19 protein-coding genes are annotated in these 22,527 nt (G+C 70.7%); 2 read left to right on the top strand and 17 right to left on the bottom strand.

Translation table 11 applies throughout. The features are described 5' to 3' along the window. Positions 1 to 15: 15 nt before the first annotated feature. The 3 genes from lipA to AB3X10_RS03910 all read right to left on the bottom strand — a co-directional run bounded on the left by lipA (position 16) and on the right by AB3X10_RS03910 (position 2,028). Complete coding sequence (gene lipA / locus AB3X10_RS03920) at positions 16 to 1,026, bottom strand: lipoyl synthase (RefSeq protein WP_369979247.1); 1,011 nt, start codon at positions 1,024 to 1,026, stop codon at positions 16 to 18. 22 nt (positions 1,027 to 1,048) lie between these two features. Further along, positions 1,049 to 1,651: a lipoyl(octanoyl) transferase LipB gene (gene lipB / locus AB3X10_RS03915; RefSeq protein ID WP_369981636.1), complete on the bottom strand. Its 603-nt coding sequence runs from the start codon at positions 1,649 to 1,651 to the stop codon at positions 1,049 to 1,051. Positions 1,652 to 1,749: 98 nt separating this feature from the next. Further along, complete coding sequence (locus AB3X10_RS03910; RefSeq protein ID WP_369979245.1) at positions 1,750 to 2,028, bottom strand: DUF493 family protein; 279 nt, start codon at positions 2,026 to 2,028, stop codon at positions 1,750 to 1,752. Positions 2,029 to 2,325: 297 nt separating this feature from the next. Between AB3X10_RS03910 and AB3X10_RS03905 the strand changes: the two genes are divergently transcribed. Further along, positions 2,326 to 3,384 (top strand): lipid A deacylase LpxR family protein, encoded by a 1,059-nt coding sequence (locus AB3X10_RS03905; protein WP_369979243.1) that lies wholly within the window; start codon positions 2,326 to 2,328, stop codon positions 3,382 to 3,384. Between the two features lie 104 nt (positions 3,385 to 3,488). Here AB3X10_RS03905 and AB3X10_RS03900 read toward each other — a convergent pair whose 3' ends face one another. From AB3X10_RS03900 to AB3X10_RS03835, 14 genes are all read right to left on the bottom strand, one after another. After that, entirely contained in the window at positions 3,489 to 4,694 is a 1,206-nt protein-coding gene (locus tag AB3X10_RS03900; protein WP_369979241.1) for a D-alanyl-D-alanine carboxypeptidase family protein, read from the bottom strand. Positions 4,695 to 4,876: 182 nt separating this feature from the next. Then, positions 4,877 to 6,340 carry a septal ring lytic transglycosylase RlpA family protein gene (locus tag AB3X10_RS03895; protein ID WP_369979239.1) on the bottom strand — a complete coding sequence of 488 codons (1,464 nt, stop codon included), beginning with the start codon at positions 6,338 to 6,340 and terminating at the stop codon, positions 4,877 to 4,879. Continuing rightward, a complete protein-coding gene (gene mltB, locus AB3X10_RS03890; RefSeq protein WP_369979237.1) occupies positions 6,337 to 7,473 on the bottom strand; it encodes a lytic murein transglycosylase B in 1,137 nt (378 codons plus the stop codon). The genes AB3X10_RS03895 and mltB overlap by 4 nt, the downstream gene beginning before the upstream one ends. A gap of 219 nt (positions 7,474 to 7,692) precedes the next feature. After that, positions 7,693 to 9,084, bottom strand: a complete 1,392-nt coding sequence (locus tag AB3X10_RS03885) for an NAD-dependent succinate-semialdehyde dehydrogenase (protein ID WP_369979235.1) — start codon at positions 9,082 to 9,084, stop codon at positions 7,693 to 7,695. A gap of 68 nt (positions 9,085 to 9,152) precedes the next feature. Continuing rightward, positions 9,153 to 10,559 carry an NAD(P)(+) transhydrogenase (Re/Si-specific) subunit beta gene (locus AB3X10_RS03880; RefSeq protein ID WP_369979233.1) on the bottom strand — a complete coding sequence of 469 codons (1,407 nt, stop codon included), beginning with the start codon at positions 10,557 to 10,559 and terminating at the stop codon, positions 9,153 to 9,155. A 4-nt stretch (positions 10,560 to 10,563) separates the two neighbouring features. Beyond that, positions 10,564 to 10,899 carry an NAD(P) transhydrogenase subunit alpha gene (locus AB3X10_RS03875; protein WP_369979231.1) on the bottom strand — a complete coding sequence of 112 codons (336 nt, stop codon included), beginning with the start codon at positions 10,897 to 10,899 and terminating at the stop codon, positions 10,564 to 10,566. 3 nt (positions 10,900 to 10,902) lie between these two features. After that, entirely contained in the window at positions 10,903 to 12,045 is a 1,143-nt protein-coding gene (locus AB3X10_RS03870; RefSeq protein WP_369979229.1) for an NAD(P) transhydrogenase subunit alpha, read from the bottom strand. Positions 12,046 to 12,221: 176 nt separating this feature from the next. Beyond that, positions 12,222 to 13,640 (bottom strand): glycoside hydrolase family 28 protein, encoded by a 1,419-nt coding sequence (locus tag AB3X10_RS03865; protein WP_369979228.1) that lies wholly within the window; start codon positions 13,638 to 13,640, stop codon positions 12,222 to 12,224. Then, positions 13,637 to 14,989 carry a virulence factor family protein gene (locus AB3X10_RS03860; protein ID WP_369979226.1) on the bottom strand — a complete coding sequence of 451 codons (1,353 nt, stop codon included), beginning with the start codon at positions 14,987 to 14,989 and terminating at the stop codon, positions 13,637 to 13,639. Before AB3X10_RS03860 ends, AB3X10_RS03865 begins: the two co-directional genes overlap by 4 nt. A 336-nt stretch (positions 14,990 to 15,325) precedes the next feature. After that, on the bottom strand, positions 15,326 to 16,444 hold the full coding sequence (rodA, locus tag AB3X10_RS03855; RefSeq protein WP_369979225.1) for a rod shape-determining protein RodA: 1,119 nt from the start codon (positions 16,442 to 16,444) through the stop codon (positions 15,326 to 15,328). Then, a complete protein-coding gene (gene mrdA, locus AB3X10_RS03850; protein WP_369979223.1) occupies positions 16,441 to 18,501 on the bottom strand; it encodes a penicillin-binding protein 2 in 2,061 nt (686 codons plus the stop codon). Before mrdA ends, rodA begins: the two co-directional genes overlap by 4 nt. A 1-nt stretch (position 18,502) precedes the next feature. Next, the gene (gene mreD / locus AB3X10_RS03845) at positions 18,503 to 18,988 is read right to left on the bottom strand and encodes a rod shape-determining protein MreD (RefSeq protein WP_145703047.1); all 486 of its coding nucleotides are present in this window, start codon (positions 18,986 to 18,988) and stop codon (positions 18,503 to 18,505) included. After that, a complete protein-coding gene (gene mreC / locus AB3X10_RS03840) occupies positions 18,985 to 20,073 on the bottom strand; it encodes a rod shape-determining protein MreC (RefSeq protein ID WP_369979221.1) in 1,089 nt (362 codons plus the stop codon). Before mreC ends, mreD begins: the two co-directional genes overlap by 4 nt. A 169-nt stretch (positions 20,074 to 20,242) precedes the next feature. Then, the gene (locus AB3X10_RS03835) at positions 20,243 to 21,289 is read right to left on the bottom strand and encodes a rod shape-determining protein (protein ID WP_128419354.1); all 1,047 of its coding nucleotides are present in this window, start codon (positions 21,287 to 21,289) and stop codon (positions 20,243 to 20,245) included. A gap of 260 nt (positions 21,290 to 21,549) precedes the next feature. Here AB3X10_RS03835 and AB3X10_RS03830 point away from each other — a divergent pair, with 260 nt between their 5' ends. Then, the gene (locus tag AB3X10_RS03830; RefSeq protein WP_369979218.1) at positions 21,550 to 22,482 is read left to right on the top strand and encodes a carbohydrate kinase family protein; all 933 of its coding nucleotides are present in this window, start codon (positions 21,550 to 21,552) and stop codon (positions 22,480 to 22,482) included. Positions 22,483 to 22,527: the final 45 nt, after the last annotated feature.

Below are 22,527 nucleotides of genomic sequence, written 5' to 3'. Positions count from 1 at the left end.
CCGGCACGGGCGCGCTCAGGCGGCGACGCCGGCGCCGGCGGCCTGGCGATCGGCGTGGTAGGACGAGCGCACCATCGGCCCGGAGGCGACATGGCTGAAGCCCAGCGCGTTGCCGTAGTCCTCCAGCGCCTTGTATTCCTCCGGCGTCCAGTAGCGCATCACCGGGTGGTGGTGCGCGGTCGGCTGCAGGTACTGGCCGATGGTGATCATGTCCACGTCGTGCGCGCGCAGGTCGCGCAGCGTGGCCTGCACCTGCTCCATGGTCTCGCCCAGGCCGAGCATGATCCCGGACTTGGTGGCGATGCGCGGATGCTGCGCCTTGAACTTCTGCAGCAGGGTCAGCGACCACTGGTAGTCGGCGCCGGGACGCACGTTCGGGTACAGGTCCGGCACCGTCTCGATGTTGTGGTTGAACACGTCCGGCGGATTGGTCGCCAGGATCTCCAGCGCGCGGTCCATGCGGCCCTTGCCGCGGAAGTCCGGGGTCAGGATCTCGATGCGGGTGGCCGGCGCGGCGGCGCGGATCGCGCCGATGCAGTCGGCGAAGTGCTGGGCGCCGCCGTCGCGCAGGTCGTCGCGGTCGACGCTGGTCACCACCACGTAGCGCAGGCCCATGTCGGCCACGGTCTGCGCCAGGCTGGCCGGCTCGCCGGCGTCAGGCGGCTTCGGCCGGCCGTGGGCGACGTCGCAGAACGAGCAGCGGCGGGTGCAGACCTCGCCCAGGATCATGAAGGTGGCGGTGCCGTGGCTGAAGCACTCGTGGATGTTCGGGCAGCTGGCTTCCTCGCAGACCGTGACCAGGCGGTTCTCGCGCAGCTTGGCCTTGAGGGTCTGCACCGCGTTGCCGGACGGGATCCGCACCCGGATCCACGACGGCTTGCGCAGCACCGGCGCGTCGGCGAACTGCACCGGCGAGCGGTTGATCTTGTCCCCGCCCAGCTGCTTGACGCCGGCCTGCAGCGGCGCGGGCGCGCTGTCGCCGGAAAGGACCTGCAAGGGAATGGTGCGTGCGCTGGGCTGGGTCATGGCGTCGTCGGCGGGCAGGCGGTCAGGCCGCGTGCGTGAGCGTGAGGTCGGGCAAGGCGTCGAGCGGCTGCAGGGTCAGCCCGAACTGGCGCGCCAGTTGGGCCAGCAGCACCGGTTTGACGGCCTGCATGCCGGAGGGACCGCCCAAGTCTAGCACCGAGGTCACCTGCAGGCCCTGGTAGCCGCAGGGGTTGATCCGGTGGAACGGCTCCAGGTCCATCGCCACATTGAACGACAGGCCGTGGAAGGTGCAGCCGCGGCGCACGCGGATGCCGAGCGCGGCGACCTTGGCCGCGCCGACGTAGACCCCGGGCGCGCCGTCACGGCGCTGGCCGAGGATGTTCCATTCGTCCAGCGTGTCGATGATCGCCTGCTCGATCCGGCATACGTAATCGCGCACGCCGATCCTGAGCCGGCGCAGGTCCAGCAGCGGGTACACCACCAGCTGGCCGGGGCCGTGGTAGGTGACCTGGCCGCCGCGGTCCACGTGCAGCACGGGGATGTCGCCCGGCGCCAGCACGTGCTCGGGCTTGCCGGCCTGGCCGAGGGTGAACACCGGTTCGTGCTCGACCACCCACAGCTCGTCGGCGCTGGCCTCGTCGCGCGCGTCGGTGAAGCGCTGCATCGCCCGCCACACCGGCGCGTAGGGCTGGCGGCCGAGATCGCGGACCCGGCACGCCGGCACTGCCGGCGCCGCTTGCGGCGGCAGTGCCGCGGCGTCGGCTACAGCGTCCACTTCACTTCCGGATGCTCGCGCAGCGCCAGGTGCGCGGCGTCGTACTGGCTGCGGTCGGCGGCGCGGAAGGCGATCCGCACCGACACGTACTTGCCGTTGGACGAATGCTTCCAGCTGATGCGCTCTTCCAGCACGTCCACGCCGGCCTGGGCGAGCAGGCGCGGCAGCTCGGTCTCCAGCCCGGTGTTGGCGGTGCCCATCGCGCTGAGCTCGAAGACGCCGGGGAACTGGAAGCCGTGTTCGGGGTTGTCCGAGGTGATATCCATGGCTGCATTATCGGGCCGGCGCCCGGCAAACCCAAGGCCGCGGCCCGCGCCGCGCAGGGGGCGGCCTGCGCCCGGGAGCGGCGCTTGCGCCGGGAACCCGCGCTGTCACCGGCCGAGCGGGGTTGGCAAGCGACGCCAATGGGACGAAGCGATACGGTCGCATGGCTTTCACCGTGCCGCGGTAGCGTCCTATGCTGGCCTTCGGCATCTCCTCGGCCGGCTTCACGGCGTGCGCGCAGCCGGCCCGTTAGCGTCGCTTCAGCTTCCCCTCCCCTACCCCGCACAGGGACGTCGCCCATGCCGTCATCGCGCCTGCCTCTCGCCTTCGCCGTCCTGCTCGCCCTCGCCGCATTGCCCGCCACCGCCGCCGAGCGCTGCACCGGCAGCACCTTGGACGAGACGCCGCCGACGGTGAATTTCCGCGTCGACAACGACCTGTTCGGCGGCGCCGGCCAGGACCAGGGCTATACCAACGGCTTCGGCATGACCCTGGTGTCGCCGAACCTGGTCGACTACACCGACGATCCCTGCCTGCCGCGGCTGGCGCGGGCGGTCAACCGCTACCTGGAACGCCTGCACCCGGGCGAGTTCGAACAGCAGAACATGGTCTTCAGCTTCGGCCAGGCCATCTTCACCCCGACCGACAAGACCCGCCGCGACCTGATCAAGGACGACCGTCCCTATGCCGGCATCCTGGCGGTGAACTTCGGCTACAACGCGCGCAACCACGACCGCCTGCGCACCACCCAGCTGACCCTGGGCATGGTCGGCCCGTCGGCGCAGGGCAAGCAGGTGCAGGACGCGGTGCACGATGCGCTCGGTGACGAGAAGTTCCTAGGCTGGGACAACCAGTTGCACGACGAACCGGTGTTCCGCCTGCTGCACGAGCGCATGCGCCGCTGGCCCGGCGACGCGGCGGTCAACGCCGACGGCTGGGGCTGGGACGCGATCAGCCACTGGGGCGGCGCGGTCGGCACCCTGCAGACCCACGCCAACGCCGGCGGCGAAGTGCGCTTCGGCTGGAAGCTGCCCGACGATTTCGGCAGCTCGCCGCTGCGCCCGGCCGGCGAGAACACCGCCCCGCCGCGCTACGGCCTGGGCCGCGGCTGGTCGGCGCACCTGTTCCTGACCACCGACGCGAGCTGGGTGCTGCGCGACATCACCCTGGACGGCAACACCTTCCGCGACAGCCACAGCGTGAAGAAGCGTCCCTTCGTCGGCGAAGCCGGCTTCGGCCTGGCGGTGATGCGCGGCAAGTGGAAGTTCGCGCTGGCGCGCTACTGGAGCACGCGCGAATTCGACCTGCAGAAACAGACGCCGGTGTTCGGCAGCTTCACGATCAGCAGGCGGCTCTGAAAGGCCGGGATTGGGGATTGGGGATTGGAAAAGCGCTCCCGCTTCGGCGAATCCCCAATCCCCAATCCCAAGAAAAAGCCGGCGCAAGCCGGCTTTTTTTCAACTCACTCGGCTTCCCACCACATCCAGAAGCTGTCCCACAGGCGCTTGAAGAAACCGGCCTCGTCGACCGCCTTCAGCGCCACCAGCGGCGCCTGCGCGATCACCTTGCCGTCCAGCGAGACCTTCACCGTGCCGATCGCCTGGCCCTGCTTGATCGGCGCTTCCAGGGTCTTGGGCACGTCGATCGACGGCTTCAGTTCGTTGTAGCGGCCGCGCGGCACGCCGACCAGCAGCGGCTGCGCCACGCCCAGCAGCACTTCCTTCTCGGTGCCCTTCCACACGCGCTGCTGCGCGACCTGCTTGCCCGGCTCGTACAGGCGGTGGGTCTCGAAGAAGCGGAAGCCCCAGTTCAGCAGCGCCAGGCTGTCCTCGGCGCGCTGCTTCTCGGAGCTGTCGCCCATCACCACCGCGATCAGGCGCTGGTCGCCGCGCTGCGCGGAGCTGAGCAGGCAATAGCCGGCCTCGGAGGTGTGGCCGGTCTTGATGCCGTCCACGCTGGGGTCGCGCCACAGCAGCAGGTTGCGGTTCTGCTGGGTGATGTCGCCGACCCGGAATTCCTTGATCTTGTTGTAGGCGTAGGTTTCCGGATAGTCGCGCACCATCGCCCGGCCCAGCAGCGCCAGGTCGTAGGCAGTGGTGTGGTGGCCTTCGGCGGACAGGCCGTGGGCATTGACGAAGTGCGAACCGGTCATGCCGAGCTTGGACGCATAGTTGTTCATCAGCGCGGCGAAGGCTTCCTCGCTGCCGGCGGTGTGCTCGGCCAGCGCGATCGCCGCGTCGTTGCCGGACTGGATCGCCATGCCCTTTTCCATGTCCTCCAGGCGCGCGGTCTGGTTGACCGGGAAACCGCTGTAGCTGCCGTCGGTGCCGGCGCCGCCCTCGCGCCAGGCGCGTTCGCTGAGCATGACCTGGTCGTCGCGCTTGATCTTGCCCAGCTTCAGCTCGGCGGCGACCACATAGGAGGTCATCACCTTGGTGATGCTGGCCGGGGCCACCTGCACGTGCTCGTTCTCGCCGGCCAGCACCTGGCCGGTGGCGTAGTCCATCAGCACCCAGGACTTGGACACGGCCGGCTTGGGCGCCGGCGGGATCGCCACGGCGGCGGGCGCGGCAGCGGCAGGCGGTGCCGGCACCGGGCCGGGGGTCTGCGCGGAAACCAGGCCGACGGCGAAGGTCGCCACGGCGGCGACGGCGAAGCGGAATTTCATCTAAAACGACTCCTGGCGGGCCCGAGGGCCGATGGTAAACGAGGCATTGTAGGGCCAGCCGGCGCCCGCCCGGCCGCCATCGCGGCGCAGGCGGAAGGCGGCGTTAAGCGGAAGGCACGGAAAACGCGATTGCGTCGAGCGCACGCTGGCGCCTGCCGCAGGCCGCGCTGCCGCCCGCGGGCTCAGTCCTTGACGATCTGCGGGCGGCCGAAGCCCAGGCCGGCGATGCGGCTGGCCAGTTCGGCGGCGCGGCCATGGTCCTCGGCCGCGACCCGCAGCCGCCACAGCGTGCGCCCGCCGGACACGATGTCGCTGACGCTGGCGCCGACGATGCCGGCCGAGGCCAGTTGCGACAGCGCGCGGTTGGCGTTCTCGCGGCTGGCGAAGCTGGCCACCTGCAGCAGGATGCCGAGCGGGCCGCGCGCCGCGGCGTTGTCGGCGGCGGCGCGGGCCGCCGACGCGACCGGCGCGGCGGGCACCACAGCCGCCGGCGCCGCGCTGGCGACAGCAGCCGGTGTGGCGGCGGGCGGCGTCGCGCCGCGCCTAGTCTGGACCGGGGCGGCGGCCACGGGTGCGGCGACCTTGGCCGGCTTGCCGGTGGCCACGCGCACGCCGCGCGATTTCATCCAGTCGTCGAAATGATCGGCATTGGCCGCGGTATCGGCATCGGCCTGCACCCGGTAGCGCCAGCGCTCGCCTTCCGGCAAGGCGGCGGCCGCGGCGGTCGCGGTGGCGGCGCTGGGCGCGGCAGCAGTGGACGTCGCGGTGCCGCGTGCCGGCACGCTGGCCGCGGCGACGGTGGTGGCCGGTTTGGCCGGCAAGGCCTTGACCAGGTTGTCCATGTCGGTGGCGCGGCGCGCCGCGGCGGACTGCGCGGCGGCGCCCGCGCCCGCTGCGCTGGCCAGCGCGGTGCCGGTCGCGACCTGCTTGCCGGTGCGGCGCGACGCGAGCAGGTTGCCGTTGTCGGCCGGGGTCAGCCCGCGCACCTCGACCCGGCCGGTGCCCTTGCCGGTGATGCCGAGCTTGACCGCCGCCGCGTAGCTCAGGTCGATGACCCGGTCGTCGTGGAACGGGCCGCGGTCGTTGACCCGCACCACCACCGATTCGCCGTTGTCCAGGTTGGTGACCAGGGCGAAGCTCGGCAGCGGCAGGGTCTTGTGCGCGGCGGTGAACGCGTACATGTCGTAGACCTCGCGGTTGGAGGTCAGGCGGCCATGGAACTTGCTGCCGTAGTACGAGGCGGTGCCGCGTTCGACGTAGCTGTGCGGGTCGTCGATGATCTTGTACTCGCGGCCCAGCACCATGTACGGCGAACGGTTGCCGATCGCCGAGCGCGGCTCGTCGGTGACCAGCGGCTCGGGAATGCAGGCTACGTTGGGCACGTAGTCCGGGGTGCTGTCGCTGACGCCGGGCGCGTACAGGCCGCCGGCGGTGTAGTTGCCGCGCGTGGACGGGTCCTCCTTGGCCGGTGCGTACGGCGAGGTGGACGGGCAGCCGGTGGCGACGTGCGCCGGTCCGCGGCCTTCCACCCGGACCCCGGGCGCTGCGGCGGCGCCGCCGGCGGTCTTCTTCGGGGCGCTGCTGCAGGCGGCCAGCGCCAGCAGTGCGACGACGGGGACGATCCGGAGCAGCGCGTTCGGGTTCATGCCGGGGGTAACTCCTTGCCGGCGATGGCCTGGGACAGTTGGTACACGGCCATCGCGTACATCTTGGAAATGTTGTAACGGGTGATCGCGTAGTAGTTCTGGAAGCCCAGCCAGTACTGCTTGCCGGCGCTGCCGTCGAGCGTGATCGGGGTGGCGGTGGCGCCGGCCGCGACCGGTGCGGCCGGCTGGTAGCCGCGCGCGGCCAGGTCGGCCAGCGAGTAGCTCGGGGTCCAGTCGGTGGGATTGAATTCCTCGGCGCCGGGACGCAGCGTGGCCGGCACCGCCACCGCGCCGTCGCGCACCCAGCCGCCCTTCTTGACGAAGTAGTTGGCGATCGAGGAGAACATGTCGTCGTAGTCGGTGAACAGGTTGCGCTTGCCGTCGCCATTGCCGTCCACCGCGAACTGGCGGTAGCTGGACGGCATGAACTGGCCCAGGCCCATCGCGCCGGCGTAGCTGCCGACCAGGCTGGCGATGTCCAGGTTCTCCTCGCGGCCGAGCGCGAACAGCTGGCCCAGTTCGTCGCGGAAGAACAGTTCGCGGCGCACCTCGCGCTCGAGCTTGGCCGGGTCGCCGCTGCGCGGGTAGCGGAAGGCCAGCGTGTACAGCGCGTCGAGCACGCGGTAGCTGCCCGCGTTCTTGCCGTAGCTGGTCTCCACGCCGATGATCGCGACGATGATCTCGGGCGGCACGCCGGTGCGCGCCTGCACCCGCATGAGTTCTTCGCGATGCGTGGCCAGGAACGCGCGGCCGCCGTCGATGCGCGCCTGGCTGATGAACATCGGCCGGTATTCGTTCCACGGCTTGACCCGCTCGGCCGGGCGCGACATCGCCGCCACGATCGCGTCCTTGAACTGCGCCTGCGCCAGGGTCGCCTCGATCTGCGCCGGGTCCAGGCCGTACTTGGCCGCGGTGTCGCGGACGAAGTTGGCGCGGGCGATCTCGAACGGCACCGGGGTCAGATCGACCGGCGGCGCGGGCACCGCCTCGGGCGCCGTCCCGGCAGGCAGCGCCGGGCGCGGCGCGGTCTGCGGCAGCGCATTGGCCTGCGGCGGCGGCGGCGGTGCCTTGGGCTGGGTCGCGCATGCGACCAGGCCAAGCGTGATCAGGCAAATCAGCGAGCGTCGAATCATGCCGGCAGGTTAACAGAGTCCAGATGAATTTCCACCAATAACGCCATGAAACAAAAGAACTTTGCCGCCAGTCAAGCGTGCCATCGCATTCATCCGGTCCAGGCGCGGTGGCAAGCCGCGGCCTGAAGCCGCCACCGGCGGCGCCATCGCCAGCCGCACAACGCAAAGGCCGCCGCTGGTTGCCCAGCGGCGGCCCGGGGTCGCGCGCGGCAGCGACGCTCAGAACGGCGCGTCGATGTCCACCACGTCGATCAGCTTGTGGTTGACGAACTCCTTGATGCCCAGCCCGATCAGCTCGCGGCCGTAGCCGGAGCGGCGCACGCCGCCGAACGGCAGGTCGGCCTTGACCATGGTCGGATGGTTGACGAACACCATGCCGGTGGAGATGCGCCTGGCCACCGCCACGCCGCGCGCGGTGTCGGCGGTGAACACCGAGCCGCCCAGCCCGAACGGCGAGTCGTTGGCGATGCGCACCGCATCGTCCTCGTCGGCGGCCTCGAACAGCATCGACACCGGGCCGAAGAACTCCTGGTGGTAGGCCGGGTTGTCCGGGGTCACATTGGTCAGGATGGTCGGCTGCACGAACGCGCCCTGCGTCGGCACCGGCGGCCCGACCTCGGTGGCGGTGGCGCCGTGTTCGACCGCCGCGGCGATCTGCAGCTTGAGTTCGTCGGCCGCGCCCTGCGAGGACAGCGGCGCCAGCGTGGTCGCCGGATCCATCGGATCGCCGGCCTTCAGCGCCGCCACGCCCGCGCGGTAGCGACGCAGGAATTCCGCGTACACCTCCCGCACCACGATCATGCGCTTGGACGACACGCACACTTGGCCGCCGTTCCAGTGGCGGCCGAACACCGCCCACTTCACCGTCTTGTCCAGTTCGGCGTCGGCCAGCACCACGAACGCGTCGGCGCCGCCCAGTTCCATGGTCGACTTCTTCAGCGCCTTGGCCGCCTGCGCGGCGACGATGGCGCCGGCGCCCTCCGAGCCGGTCAGCGCCACGCCGTGCACGCGCGGATCGTTGAGGATCGTCTCCACCTGGGTGCGGGTGGCGTAGAGGTTGGCGAACGCGCCGGCCGGCAGGCCCGCCTCGGCCATCAGCGCCTCGAACCTGGCCGCGCACTGCGGCACGTTGGAGGCGTGCTTGAGCAGCACCGTGTTGCCCGCCGACAGCTGCGGGGCGATGATCCGCGCGATCTGGTAGTACGGGAAATTCCACGGCTCGATCGCCAGCAGCACGCCCAGCGGGTCGTGCACCACGATCGCCTCGCCCTCGGCCGGATCGGCCACCGGCAGCGCTTCCGGCGCCAGCAGGCGCTCGGCGTTGACCGCGTAGTACTCGAAGATGTCGGCCGACAAGGTCACCTCGGCCTCGGCCTCGCCGATCAGCTTGCCCATTTCCAGGGTCAGCAACTGGGCATAGCCGCGCACATCGGCGCGCAACAGCTGCGCCGCCGCGTGCATGACCTTGGCGCGCTCGGCGAAGGAGGCGTGCCTCCACTGCTGGAAGGCGGCATCGGCGGCGCCGATCGCGGCGAGCACCTGCGCGTCGGTGGCCTCGGGAAAGCTGGCGAGCAGTTCGCCGGTGTAGGGATTGCGGGTCGCATAAGCCATGGTGATGTCCTCGTGGGATGTGTCGGGAAGCGCAGGCGCGTCGCGCCACGCCGGATCGGATGGTTCGGTCAGACGGCCAGTTCCTTGACCGCCTGCACCATGCGGTTGAGCACCGCGGCGGCATCGCCGTAGACCATGTCGCAGTTGTCGCCGTAGAACAGCAGGTTCTCCACGCCGGCGTAGCCCTTGCCCTGGCCGCGCTTGATCACGTAGACCTGGTGCGCCTGGTCGGCGTTGAGGATCGGCATGCCGTAGATCGGCGAGGCCTTGTCGGTGCGCGCGGCCGGGTTGACCACGTCGTTGGCGCCGATCACCAGCGCCACGTCGGTGCTGGCGAAGCTGTCGTTGATGTCTTCCATGTCGAAGATCAGGTCGTAGGGCACGCCGGCTTCGGCGAGCAGCACGTTCATGTGCCCGGGCATGCGCCCGGCGACCGGGTGGATCGCGAACTTCACGTCCACGTCGGCGGCCTGCAGCAGCTTGACCAGTTCGTACAGCCGCGCCTGCGCCTGCGCCACCGCCAGGCCGTAGCCGGGCACGATGATCACGCTGGAGGCATAGCGCATCGCCACCGCCGCATCGCCGGCATCGACCGCGGTCATGCGCCCCTGCACGTCGCCCTGCGCCACCGCCGCGCCGTCGCCGAAATTACTGAACAGCACATTGGCCAGCGAGCGGTTCATCGCCTTGGCCATCAGCACGGTCAGCAACGTGCCGGCCGAGCCGACCACCATGCCGGCGATCATCAGCGCCGGGTTCTGCAGCGCGAAGCCTTCCAGGCCCACCGCCAGGCCGGTGAAGGCGTTGTACAGCGAGATCACCACCGGCATGTCGGCGCCGCCGATCGGCAGCGTCATCAGCACGCCGAAGCCGAGCGCGGCGACGAAGAACGCCAGCGCCGCCCAGCCGCCGCCGACCTGCGCCACGACCAGCGCGCCGAGCGCCAGCGCGGCGACGAACACGCCCGCGTTGAACGCGCTCTGGCCCTTGAAGCGCCAGGCGCTGTCGATGCGGCCGTCGAGCTTGGCCCAGGCGATCACCGAACCGGACAGCGAGATCGATCCGATCAACGCGCCGAGCACGGTCACCGCCAGGTGCAGGCCGCCGTGCTGCGGCTGCCGCGAGGTCAGCGCGACCGCGGCGACCGCCGCCGCGGCGCCGCCGCCCATGCCGTTGTACAGCGCCACCATCTGCGGCATCGCGGTCACCGCGACCTTGCGCCCGCTGCGCCAGGCCCAGGCGCCGCCCAGCGCCAGCGCCAGCAACGCCAGGGCGAGATTGGTCAGCGCATGCGGCCGCGCGCCCGGCTGCAGGTCGGCCAGATAGCCGAACGCGGCGGCGACCGCGACCAGCATGCCGATGCCGGCCAGCACGATGCCGCGCAGCGCGGTCACCGGCGAGGACATGCGCTTGAGGCCGAGGATGAACAACAGGGCGGCGGCGAACCCGCTCAGTTCCACCAGTAACTGCAGCATGGCGCTATTCCTTCGGGGTGGCGGAGGCGGAGGCGGAGGCGGGCTTGGCGCTGGGCTTGAACATCGCCAGCATGCGGTCGGTGACCACGTAGCCGCCGGCGGCGTTGCCGGCGCCGAGCAGCACGCCGACGAAGCCGATCGCCTGGCCGGCGACGCTGTCGGCGTTGAACAGCGCGTGCATCGCGCCGACCACGACGATGCCGTGGATGAAGTTGGAACCGGACATCAGCGGCGTGTGCAGGATCGACGGCACCTTGCCGATCACTTCGTAGCCGGTGAACGCGGCGAGCATGAACACGTACAACGCGATCATCCAGCTCATCGACAGGTCGAGATTCATCGCTCAGGACTCCTTGGCGGCGGGTGCAGGCGCGACGGCCTGCACGCTGGGGTGGCAGACGCGGCCGTCGCGGGTCAGCAAGGTGCCGGCCACGACCTCGTCGTCGAAATCCGGCGCCAGCGCGCCGTCGCGCACCAGCAGCTCGAGCAGGTTCAGCAGGTTCTTCGCGTACAGCTCGCTGGCGTGCTGGGCCAGCGCCGAGGGCACGTTGAACGGCGCGACGATGGTCACCGGCCCCACCTCGACGGTCTGCCCGGGCACGCCGCCCTCGCAGTTGCCGCCGCTGTCGGCGGCCAGGTCCACGATCACCGCGCCGGGCTTCATGCCGGCGATCTGCGCGCGGTCGATCAGGATCGGCGCGGTGCGGCCGGGCACGTTGGCGGTGGTGACGATCAGGTCGGCCTGCTGGATGTGCTGGGTCAGCACCGCGGCGGCCTTGGCGCGTTCGTCGGCGGTGAGTTCGCGCGCATAGCCGCCCTCGCCGCGCGCGTCGATGCCGGTGTCGACGAATCTGGCGCCGACCGATTGCGCCTGCTCGCGCGTCTCCGGACGCACGTCGTAGCCTTCGGTGACCGCGCCGAGCCGGTGCGCGGTGGCCAGCGCCTGCAGGCCGGCCACGCCCAGGCCCATCACCAGCACGCGCGCGGCGCGCAGCGAGCCGACCGCGGTGGTCATCATCGGCAGGATCCGCGGCAGGTGCACCGCGCCCAGCAGCGGCGCGTAGTAGCCGGCCAGCGCGGCCTGGCTGGACAGCACGTCCAGCGCCTGCGCGCGGCTGATCCGCGGCACGGTCTCCATCGCGAACGCGGTGATGCGGCGTTCGCACAACACGTCCAGCAAGCCCGGCACCTTGGCCGGATACAGCATCGCCACCAGCATGCTGCCCGGCCGCATCGCCGCCAGCGTCCGCAGCGAGGGCGCCTGCACCGCCAGCACCAGGTCGGCGCCGGCGACGACCTCCTGCGCGTCGTCGAGCACGGTGGCGCCGGCATAGGCCGCGTCGGCCAGGCGCGAGGCCATGCCGGCACCGGACTGCAGGCGCAGCTGCGCGCCCAGTTTCGCCAGCTTCGGCAGCACCGCGGGCACCATCGCCACGCGGCGCTCGCCGGCCTGCTCTTCCTTCACTACCGCTACGGTGAACGCCATGGATCGGTGCCTGTGGGGAACTGCAGGCACGGTGCGCTCGCGGCCAGGCGCGAACATTGATTGCGATCAATTGCGGCCGCCGCATTGGCCTGCGGTACAGGCGCTGGACGACGCCGGCGGCGACCAGGCCGGCCGGGGCCGGGGCCGGGGCGGCGCCGGCGTCGCGGCAACGGACCCTACAGCGCGGGAAACACCGGCTTGGCGCTGCACGCCGGCACCGCGCCGGACACCGAGGTCGCATAGGTGCTGGCCGTGCTGTCGGCGGTCAGTTGCAGGTTGGAGCGGTCCACGCCGATGCGCGCGTTGCTGGCCTTCAATGCGGTGACGTCCGCGGACACGTTGGCCAGCACCAGGTCCAGCGGCGCCGACGCGTTGTAGCCCTGCACCGCATTGCCCTTGCCCTTCGGCGAGCCCTGCGCCTTCAGGCCGTTGACCACGATCTTGGTGAAGGTCGGCACGGTGCCGCTGCTGCCGCCGCTGTACAGCGGGTTGATCACCAATGCATTGGCCACGCCGAACAGGCAGGTGTTGCGGTAGGTCACGTCGTTGACCGCGCCGCCCTTGGCCAGGCCGGTCTTGATCCGCAGGCCGTTGTTGTCGGTGCTGGGCGTGCCGTTGGCATCGCTGCCGACCACGCTGTTGCCGTCGACCAGGACATTGTCCACGCCGTACATCACCTCGCTGCCGATGGAGAGGCCGTGGGTGCCGTAGAAGCGCGAATTGCGCACGCTGATGTTGGCCGACCTGGAGGCGATGGTCTTGATCGCCACGCCGTCGTCGCCGCCCATCACGTCGTTGTCGTACAGGGTGGCGTTGCTGACGCTGTCCAGGTCCAGGCCGTCGGTGTTCGGGCTGCTGGCCGGCGCCTTGACCCGCACGCCCCAGATGGTGAGACCGTCGGCGATGTGCGCGAACAGGTGGAAGTACGGCGCGTTGATCAGATTGACGTGGTAGAAGCTCACGTCGCTGGAATTCTGCACCTTGATCAGGTCGGGGCTGTTCTGGGTCAGGTTGCTCGCCTTGGCCTTCTCGCCGAACTGCCACCAGCTGTCGCTGCCGCCGAGCATCGGCAGGTCGCCGCGGCCATCGATGGTGCCCTGGCGGCCGGCGCTGTTGCGCAGGCCCATCACCCCCAGCGACTTGCCCTTGAGGTTGATCAGCGCGCGGCAGCCGCCGCTGGAACCGGCGGCCTTGCCGCAGGCGTTGGCGCCGGCGACCTGGTAGTCCGACGGCTTGCGCGAGCCGAACAGGGTGACGCCGGCGTCGATCACCAGGGTCACGTTGCTGCCGATGGTCAGCGGCCCGCTGAGGAAGGCGTTGCCGGCGCCGGCACGCAACAGCACCGCCGTGCGGCCGCCGGCGGCCGCGCAGGTGTCCAACGCGGCCTGGATGCGCGCGGTATCCGGCGGGCTCTGTTCCTGTGCGGCGCTGAAGGTGCGATCGCCCGTCTGCAGCGCGGCGACGAGCGGCTGCCCGCAGACGCTGGGGACGGTCGGCTCGGCGACCATGCGCGTATCGCCGGTGGCGGCGGATGCGTCGAGCGTCGCCAGCGCCAGCAGGCAGCCGAGGACCGGGAAAGTTGTACGGGACGTCATTGCAGGGCTCCAGGTGGGGTACGCAGCGGCACGGGCTGTACCGCGGCTGCGCGAGAGTGCCTGAAATCGATTGCAGCAACAGGACGACCGGCGTCTTCCGCGAGTCGCCGCCAGCGATCGTCTACGATCGTCGCCAAGCCGGCCGGATGCTGGTCGAAATGGTGGCCGCCATGCAGCGCGACGATCTGCGCGCCGCTGTCGCGCAGCTCCGGGCACACCGTGTCCTTCTCCTTGTCGCCGTACACGCACAGCAGCTGCGACGGCGCGATGCGCGCGATCTCCGGCAGCACCGGCCTGGCGTCGTCGGCATCGCCCAGGTCCAGCCAGTTGCGCACGCGGATCTGGAAATCGGCCTTGTGGTCCACGCCGAACAAGGCCAGCAGGCCGACCTGCGCGCGCTGCGCCGGCGGCAGGCGGTTGTACATGAACGGCATCGCGGTGGCGCCGAAGGAATAGCCCACCAGCAGCACGCGTTGCGGGTGCCAGCGCTGCTGGTAGTGGTCGATGACCCGCGCCAGGTCGGCGCTGGCCTGCGCCGGCGGCTTGCTGCGCCAGAAGTAGCGCAGGCTGTCCCAGCCGACCACCGCGATGCCGCGCCGCTGCAAGGCCTCGGCCATGCCCTTGTCGATATCGCGCCAGCCGCCGTCGCCGGACAGCACGATCGCCAGCGGCGCGCCCGGCACGCGCACCGGCAGTTCGGTCAACGGCAGGTCGTCGAGCGCACCGCCGCTGCCCGGCACGTGCAGGTGCGCGGCCACGCGTGCGGCCAGCGCCGCCTCCGCCGCCGCTGCCGCAGAGGCCCCCGGTGCCGCCGGTGCCGCGGCGACATCGACGAAGCCCTGCGCGGCGTTGGGGTGTGCGGTGCCGGCGCAGACCCCGGTCGGCGCCGGCGCGACGCCGATCGCGCCGCCCAGGGTGGCCGCCGGCGCGGCGCCGACGATGCGCTCGGCCAGGGTCGCGCTGGCGCCGGTCCCGGCCAGCATCGGCAGGAAGTAGCGGTCGCCGCGCAGGTCGCGCTGCAGGTGCCGGCTCAGTTGCTCGGCATCGTGCCAGGCATGGCCGCATCCGCTGCCGGCGCGCTGCAGGCGCGCCAGGTAGCGGTCGCCATCGACCGTCGCCACCACCGCGCCGGTCGCGGCGATGCGCGCTGCCGCCGCCTGGCGCTGCGCGCGGTTGCCGCTGGCGAACAGGATCACCATGCCCTGCGGCGGCCCGGCCGGCTGGGTCAGCGCGACCCGTCCGTAGCCGTGGCTGTGCATGGCGCCCTTGGGAAAGTAGTAACGGATCAGCGCGTAGCCGCCCAGGCCCAGCACCACGCTCAGCAGCAACAGGTATCGCAGGAATTTCATCAACGCACATCCATGTCGGCAGGGCCGAGCGGACAGGAACCACAGGGGAGACGAGAGAGGGAATGACGCAGACGGACGCGGGGGAGCGAAACGGGCCGGGCCCGGATCGACGATGCGCTGCGTTGGCTCCCCTCGATGGACGCGGGCCGGCTGGGCGGCATCGACGCCGCGCATGGCTCACCCGGAACAGATCCTGCGCTCGCAGCGGGCCGGCACCAGCGGCGCCGCGACGTGGCATCGACGCGAATTGTGCGCAGCGCCGACACACGCCGCAATCGTTTGCCACATCACCGCATACTTGCGGTTAAGCCTGCGCGCGCCGGCCGCCGCCGCGGCTCAGTAGCCGTGCACCGGGCGGTGCGCCTTGACCGCCATGACCAGGCCCAGCCCCGCCAGCAGCGACACCGCGGAGGTGCCGCCATAGCTCATCAGCGGCATCGGCACCCCGACCACCGGCAGCAGCCCGGAGATCATGCCGCCGTTGACCAGCACGTAGACGAAGAACGCCAGGCCGGTGGCGCCGGCGAGCAGGCGCGAGAAGGTGTCGCGCGCCTGCGCGGCGATCCACAGGCAGCGCCCGATCACCACCAGGTACAGGGTCAGCACCGTGGCCACGCCGATCCAGCCGAATTCCTCGCTGAGCACCGAGAACGCGAAGTCGGTGGTCTGTTCGGGAATGAAGTTCAGGTGCGACTGCGAGCCCAGGCCCCAGCCCTTGCCGTGCAGGCCGCCGGAGCCGATCGCGATCTTGGACTGGATGATGTTCCAGCCCGCGCCCAGCGCGTCGTTCTCCGGATTGAGGAACATCATGATCCGGTCCTTCTGGTAAGGCCGCAGCAGCCACAGCCAGGCCACCGGCGCGGCCGCGGCGACGCCGCCCACCGCGATGCCCACCCACCACCACGGCAACCCGGCCAGCAGCAGCACGAAACCGCCGCTGGCGGCGATCAGCACGCCGGTGCCGAAGTCCGGCTGCAGCATGATCAGCGCGGTGGGAATGCCGATGATGACCGCGCTGACCAGCACCGTGGGCACGCGCGGCGGCAGTGGCACGCGGTGCAGGTACCAGGCCACCATCATCGGCATGCTGATCTTCAGCAGCTCGGCCGGCTGCAGGTAGAACACCTTCAGGTCCAGCCACTGCCGGCCGTACTTGCCGGTGCCCAGCGCGAACACCGCCAGCAGCGGCAGCATCGACAGCGCATAGATCAGCGGCGTCCAGGCGCGCAGGCGCAGCGCCGAGACCCGCGACAGGCCCCACATCGCCGCCGCGCCGATCGCGAAGCGGATCGCCTGCGCCAGCATCAGGTGGTTGCCGCCGGCCTGGCCGCCGGCGCTCTTGAGCACCGCCAGGCCGATCACCATCAGCGCGCCCAGGGCCAGGCACATCGGCCAGTCCAGGGTGCGGGCGAAGCGGCCGCCGAGATCGGCCAGCCAGCGCAGGAAATCCTTCATCGCTCGTCCGGGATCTCGTCGGGAATCGGTGGCGGCGCCGCCGGCAGCGGCACCGCGGCGGCCTCCACTTCGACCGGGCCGATCAGCACCGGGCGCTCGCCGGCGGCCAGCGCCACCGCGTCGGCGGCGCCGCGCGAGCCCGGGTCCTCGGCGTAGTACAGCTGGCTGCCGAACGCGGTGGCGCCGCGCAGGCTGTCCAGCGGCTCGATGCCGGCGGGCAGGCGCCCGAGCAGCCAGGCATCGAAGATCTTGCGCGCGATCGGCGCGGCGGTGCTGGCGCCGTAGCCGCCGCCCTCCACCGCCACCGCCAGCGCGATGGTCGGCTGCGCGGCCGGGGCGAAGCCTTCGAACAGCGAGCGGTGGCGCAGGTGCATCGGCAGGCTGCGCGGGTCCACCGCGGCCAGGCCCTTGCGGCTGACCACCTGCGCGGTGCCGGTCTTGCCGCCCATCTCGTACGGCGCACCGACGGCGATCGCATGCCCGCTGCCGCCCGGACGCATGGTGTCCATCATGCCCTCGCGCACCGCCATCAGGTTGCCGGGATTGTCGCTGATCGGCTTGCCCGGGCCGAGCGCGACCGGCGCCCACGGCTGGTCGAACGCGGCGCGCTGGGCCATCACCAGGTGCGGCGTGCGCAGCTGGCCATCGGCGATGCCGGCCACCGCGCGCACCAGCTGCAGCGGCGTCACCTTCCAGTCGCCCTGGCCGATGGCGATGTTGACCGTGTCGCCGGGATACCACGCTTCCTTGCGGCTTTTCGCCTTGTAGGCCGGCGACGGCACGATGCCGCCGATCTCGCCCATCAGGTCGATGCCGGTGGGCGCGCCGAAGCCGTAGCGGTTCATGTACTGGTCGACCTTGCCGATGCCCATGTCGACGGCCAGCTTGTAGTAGTACGTGTTGACCGACTGCGCGATCGACTTGCGCAGGTCGGTCCAGCCGTGCCCGCCGCGGTGCGAGTCGCCCCAGCCGCGGCTGACCCCGGGCAGGTAGAACATGCCGGTGGACAGGATCTTGTCCTCCGGCCGGCGCGTGCCGCTGTCCAGCCCGGCCAGGCCCATGAACGGCTTGATGGTCGAGCCGGGCGCCACCCCGCCCAGCACCAGGCGGTTGAACTGCGGCCGCGACGGATCGCTGTTGAGCGCCTGGAAGTCGGCATGGGAGATGCCGTTGACGAACAGGTTGGGGTCGTAGGACGGCAGGCTGACCATCGCCAGGATCTCGCCGGTGCGCGGATCGATTGCGATCGCCGCGCCCTGGTAGTCGCCGAACGCGGCGACCATCGCGCGCTGCAGGTCGGCGTCGATGGACAGGCGCAGGTCGGCGCCGGACTGCGCCGGGACCCGGCCGACGGTGCGGATCGCGCGGCCCTGCACGTTGGTCTCGACCTGCTCGTAGCCGACCTTGCCGCGCAATTCCTCTTCGTAATAGCGCTCCAGCCCGGACTTGCCGATGTGGGTCAGCGCGGCGTTGCCCTCGCCGAGCATCTCCAGGTCCTTCTCGTCGATGCGGCCGACGTAGCCGATGATGTGCGCGAACAGGTCGCCGTAGGGATAGTGGCGGGTCAGGTACGGCTCCAGCTCCACGCCCGGGAAGCGCCAGCGGTCCACCGCGAAGCGCGCGCGCTCCTCCTCGCTGACCCGCAGCTTCAGGGTCACCGGGCGGAAGCTGCGGCTGGCCTTGCGCGCGGCCTGGAAGCGTTCGATGTCCTCGGCCGACAGCGCGATGACCTTGCCCAGCTCGGCCAGCAGCGCGTCCATGTCGGCGACCTTGTCCGGGGTCACGTCGAGCCGGAACGCGGGCACGTTCTCGGCCAGCAGGCGGCCGTTGCGGTCGTAGATCATGCCGCGCCCCGGCACCACCGGCCGCGGCTTGATGCGGTTGGCGTCCGAGCGCGTGGCGTAGACGTCGTGGTCCAGCACCTGCAGCTTGAAGTACCAGGCGCCCAGGCCGATCAGCGCCACCAGCACGCCGAAGAAGCCCAGCGCCGCGCGGCGCCGGAACTGCTCGGCCTCGGCGTGCGGGTTCTTCTGCGTGCGGCGGGCGGTGAAGGCCACGCTACTTGCTCCGCCGGCCCAGCCGCAGCGCGTCCAGCAGCACGAACAGCGGCGGCCACAGCGCCATGCCCAGCAGCGGCGCCCACCAGTAGTTCCACGGCAGGGTCGGCTCGCCCACCGCCAGGTGCACGGCCGCGGCGACGATGCGGTCGTTGAGCAGCAGCCCGCCGATCGCCAGCGCCTGCTGCGACATCGGGAAGAAGCGGATGCGCGCGCGGAAGCGTTGCAGGATGAAGCTCAGGATCACCAGCCGCAGCGCCTGTTCGCCGAGCACCCCGCCGTACAGCAGGTCGGCGACCACGCCGATGGCGAAGGCGAAGCCCAGCCCGACCTTGTCCGGGGTCTCGATCACCCAGTACGCCACCACCAGCGCCAGCCAGTACGGGCGCAGCGGCTGCAGCACCAGCGGCAACGGCAGCAGGCCCAGCAACAGCGCCAGGATCACGCTGACCGGGAGCACCCAGCCTTTGCTGCGGGGGCGGCTCATTGGGTGGGCTCCTTCGGAGCCGGGATTGGGGATTGGGGATTGGGGATTGGGGAAGGCACTGGCTGCCTGGGGGCTGCGGACGTGGCCGCAGGCCGTGGACGCTGCTGGTCGCTGGTGGCCCGCGAAGGCGTCGCCTGCTGAGGGGAGGACACAGGCTGCGTGGTCGCCGCTGGCATTCCATGACCATCACCGACGCCATTGGCGCCGCTTTTCACCAATCCCGACTCCCGAATCCCCAATCCCGCTGCGGCGACCGAAGGTCGCAGCAGCAGCACATCCCGCCCCCGGTCCAGCTTCGCCGCCGGCTTCAGTGCGCCGACCAGGAAGGCGTGGGTGTCGTCCGGGCGCAGCGTGGCCACCGTGCCGACCGGGAAGCCGGCCGGGAAGCGCCCGCCCAGGCCGGAGGTGACGATCTCGTCGCCCACCTCGACCCCGGCGCTGAGCGGCACGTCGCGCAGTTCCAGGGTGTCGCCGCGGCCGTAGACGATCAGGCGCACGCCGTTGCGCGCCACGGTCACCGGCACCGCGTGGTCCGGGTCGGTCAGCAGCAGCACGGTGGAATGCAGCGGGGTCACCTCGATCACCTGGCCCATCAGGCCGCCGGCGTCGATCACCGCCTGGCCGACGTGCACCCCGTCGCGGCCGCCGGCGTCGAGCACCAGGCGCTGCCGGGTCGGGTCCAGGTCGATGTCCAGGATCGGCGCCAGCTGCACGTCCAGGCCGCGGCGCTCGGCCACGCCCAGCAGCTCGCGCAGCTGCGCGTTGTCCAGCGCCGCGGTCTGCAGCCGGGTCAGCCGCGCCTTGGCGATCAGCAGCTCGTTGCGCAGCGCGCGGTTGTCCTTGACCAGCTGCGCATGGCTGGCCGCGTTCTCCTGCACCTGCGAGCCGAGCCGGCCGGGCAACCCGGCCAGCGCCCACAGCGGCTGCACCAGCAGGTTGGTCTGGCTGCGCACCTGGGCCAGCCAGCCGGCCTGCGCGTCGAGCACGATCAGCACCACCGCCAGGGCCAGGTACGCCAGCAGGCGCGGCGTGCTGGCGGCTTCGCCCGGGCGGGCAGTGACGGGAGGACCGGCGTAGGGAGGCACAGTTAAAGCCGGGATTGGGGAATCGGGAATGGGGAATCGGAAAGCAACAGCGCATCCCCGGCTTGATCAGGCCGGGCCGCAGGCAAGGTAGCGGCGGCGGAGCCGGCAATGTCGGTGCGGAGGGGCCGTTCGATTCCCCATTCCCCACTCCCCATTCCCGGCTTCACGATCACTCCGGCGCGAAGAACTCGTTGCCGTGCATGTCCACCAGCTCCAGCGCACGGCCGCCGCCGCGGGCCACGCAGGTCAGCGGGTCGTCGGCGACCTGCACGTGCAGGCCGGTCTCCTCGGAGATCAGCCGGTCCAGGTCGCGCAGCAGCGCGCCGCCGCCGGTCAGCACGATGCCGCGCTCGGCCACGTCGGCGCACAGCTCCGGCGGGGTCTGCTCCAGCGCCAGCTTGACCGCCGAGACGATGCCCGACAGCGGCTCGTGCAGGGCCTCGAGCACCTCGTTGGAGTTGATCTTGATCATCTTCGGCACGCCCTCGGCGAGGTTGCGGCCGGAGATCTCCATTTCCTGCACCTCCGCCTGCGGATAGGCGCAGCCGATCTCCAGCTTGATCCGCTCGGCGGTGGCCTCGCCGATCAGCATGCCGTGGTTGCGGCGCACGTAGTTGGTGATCGACTCGTCGAAGCGGTCGCCGCCGATGCGCACCGACTGCGAGTAGACGATGCCGTTCAGCGAGATCACCGCCACCTCGGTGGTGCCGCCGCCGATGTCGATGACCATCGAGCCGCGCGCCTCGGTGACCGGCATGCCGGCGCCGATCGCCGCGGCCATCGGCTCCTCGATCAGGTACACGTCGCGCGCGCCGGCCTCCTCGGCCGATTCCTTGATCGCGCGGCGCTCGACCTGGGTCGAGCCGGCCGGCACGCACACCAGCACGCGCGGGCTCGGGCGCAGGAAGCGCGACTTGTGCACCTTCTTGATGAAGTGCTTCAGCATCGCCTCGGTGTAGGTGAAGTCGGCGATGACGCCGTCCTTCATCGGGCGGATGGTGGTGATGTGGCCCGGGGTGCGGCCGAGCATCTGCTTGGCCTCGGCGCCGACCGCGGCCACCGACCGGGTACCGCCGATCGCCCGGTCCTGGCGCACCGCGACCACCGACGGTTCGTTCAGCACGATGCCCTGGCCACGCACGTAGATGAGGGTGTTGGCCGTGCCCAGATCGATGGACAGGTCGTTGGAGAACATGCCGCGGAGTTTCTTGAACATCGGGGGATTGGGTCCTGGGGAGTCGCGTGCCGTCGCCGAATGGCGAAAAAATGGGCAGAAAACGAAGTCTGCTAGCGTAACAACCCACCTGGGTGCGAGCAAGGAAAATTCTCGCTAAAACCGCGCGTTGCGCGCCGCGCGCGACCGCCGCGCGTCGTGCGTCTGGCCCTGTCCGGCCGCAGCCGTTACCCTTTGCGCCGCGGCGACCCCGCACGCTGCCCGCCTGAATGCGGGCTCATCCCTCCGCCAAGGCCTGCCCGATGTCCGCACTGATCTGTGGTTCCCTCGCTTTCGACACCATCATGGTGTTCCCGGACCAGTTCAAGAACCACATCCTGCCGGACAAGGTGCACATCCTGAACGTGTCGTTCCTGGTGCCGCGGATGCGCCGCGAGTTCGGCGGCTGCGCCGGCAACATCGCCTACAACCTGCACCTGCTGGGCGGCGACCCGATCCCGATGGGCACGGTGGGCCAGGACTTCGGCCCGTACCGCGAGCATTTCGAGACGCTGGGCATCGACCTGTCGCGGGTCAAGGTGATCGAGGAGCTGTTCACCCCGCAGGCGTTCATCACCACCGACCACGACAACAACCAGATCACCGCGTTCCACCCGGGCGCGATGATGCGCAGCTACGAGAACCACGTGAAGGACGTGCCGGGCGTGACCCTGGGCCTGGTCGGCCCGGACGGGCGCGAGGGCATGATCCAGAACGCGGAGGAATTCGCCGCCGGCGGCATCCCCTTCATCTTCGACCCCGGCCAGGCGATGCCGCTGTTCAACGGGCCGGAACTGCGCACCTTCATCGAACAGGCCGACTACGTGGTGGTCAACGACTACGAGTCCAACCTGCTGCAGGAGCGCACCGGCTGGAACGAGCAGGACATCGTCTCGCGGGTGCAGGCCTACATCACCACCCAGGGCCCGAAGGGCGCGCTGGTGTACACCCCGGAGAAGACCTACGACATCCCGCCGGCGCACGAGCGCCGCGTGGTCGACCCGACCGGCTGCGGCGACGCGTTCCGCGCCGGCCTGATCTTCGGCATCCAGCGCGGCTGCGACTGGCTGACGATCGGGCGGATGGGCAACCTGATGGGCGCCTTGAAGGTGGAACACCCGGGCACGCAGAACCAGCGCTTCGACTTCGAAGAGTTCAACGACCAGTTCAAGCAGCAGTTCGGCTATGCGCTGTAAGGCCGGGATTGGGGATTGGGGATTGGGGATTCGTTGAAGGGCCGG

The sequence above is a fragment of the Xanthomonas sp. DAR 80977 genome, assembly GCF_041240605.1.
Classification (GTDB): Bacteria; Pseudomonadota; Gammaproteobacteria; order Xanthomonadales; family Xanthomonadaceae; genus Xanthomonas_A; species Xanthomonas_A bundabergensis.
Note: the sequence above shows the minus strand (reverse complement) of the source record. Positions and strands in the feature narration are given on the sequence as shown.

Excerpts from the sequence above, each read along its gene's own strand:
- AB3X10_RS03865 (WP_369979228.1), bottom strand. The coding sequence starts at position 13,640 with ATGACGTCCCGTACAACTTTCCCGGTCCTCGGCTGCCTGCTGGCGCTG.
- AB3X10_RS03875 (WP_369979231.1), bottom strand. The coding sequence starts at position 10,899 with ATGAATCTCGACCTGTCGATGAGCTGGATGATCGCGTTGTACGTGTTC.
- AB3X10_RS03835 (WP_128419354.1), bottom strand. The coding sequence starts at position 21,289 with ATGTTCAAGAAACTCCGCGGCATGTTCTCCAACGACCTGTCCATCGAT.
- AB3X10_RS03880 (WP_369979233.1), bottom strand. The coding sequence starts at position 10,559 with ATGCTGCAGTTACTGGTGGAACTGAGCGGGTTCGCCGCCGCCCTGTTG.
- AB3X10_RS03900 (WP_369979241.1), bottom strand. The coding sequence starts at position 4,694 with ATGAAATTCCGCTTCGCCGTCGCCGCCGTGGCGACCTTCGCCGTCGGC.
- AB3X10_RS03895 (WP_369979239.1), bottom strand. The coding sequence starts at position 6,340 with ATGAACCCGAACGCGCTGCTCCGGATCGTCCCCGTCGTCGCACTGCTG.
- rodA (WP_369979225.1), bottom strand. The coding sequence starts at position 16,444 with ATGAAGGATTTCCTGCGCTGGCTGGCCGATCTCGGCGGCCGCTTCGCC.
- mltB (WP_369979237.1), bottom strand. The coding sequence starts at position 7,473 with ATGATTCGACGCTCGCTGATTTGCCTGATCACGCTTGGCCTGGTCGCA.
- lipB (WP_369981636.1), bottom strand. The coding sequence starts at position 1,651 with ATGCAGCGCTTCACCGACGCGCGCGACGAGGCCAGCGCCGACGAGCTG.
- AB3X10_RS03860 (WP_369979226.1), bottom strand. The coding sequence starts at position 14,989 with ATGAAATTCCTGCGATACCTGTTGCTGCTGAGCGTGGTGCTGGGCCTG.
- AB3X10_RS03910 (WP_369979245.1), bottom strand. The coding sequence starts at position 2,028 with ATGGATATCACCTCGGACAACCCCGAACACGGCTTCCAGTTCCCCGGC.
- AB3X10_RS03905 (WP_369979243.1), top strand. The coding sequence starts at position 2,326 with ATGCCGTCATCGCGCCTGCCTCTCGCCTTCGCCGTCCTGCTCGCCCTC.
- AB3X10_RS03870 (WP_369979229.1), bottom strand. The coding sequence starts at position 12,045 with ATGGCGTTCACCGTAGCGGTAGTGAAGGAAGAGCAGGCCGGCGAGCGC.
- lipA (WP_369979247.1), bottom strand. The coding sequence starts at position 1,026 with ATGACCCAGCCCAGCGCACGCACCATTCCCTTGCAGGTCCTTTCCGGC.
- AB3X10_RS03830 (WP_369979218.1), top strand. The coding sequence starts at position 21,550 with ATGTCCGCACTGATCTGTGGTTCCCTCGCTTTCGACACCATCATGGTG.
- AB3X10_RS03885 (WP_369979235.1), bottom strand. The coding sequence starts at position 9,084 with ATGGCTTATGCGACCCGCAATCCCTACACCGGCGAACTGCTCGCCAGC.
- mreD (WP_145703047.1), bottom strand. The coding sequence starts at position 18,988 with ATGAGCCGCCCCCGCAGCAAAGGCTGGGTGCTCCCGGTCAGCGTGATC.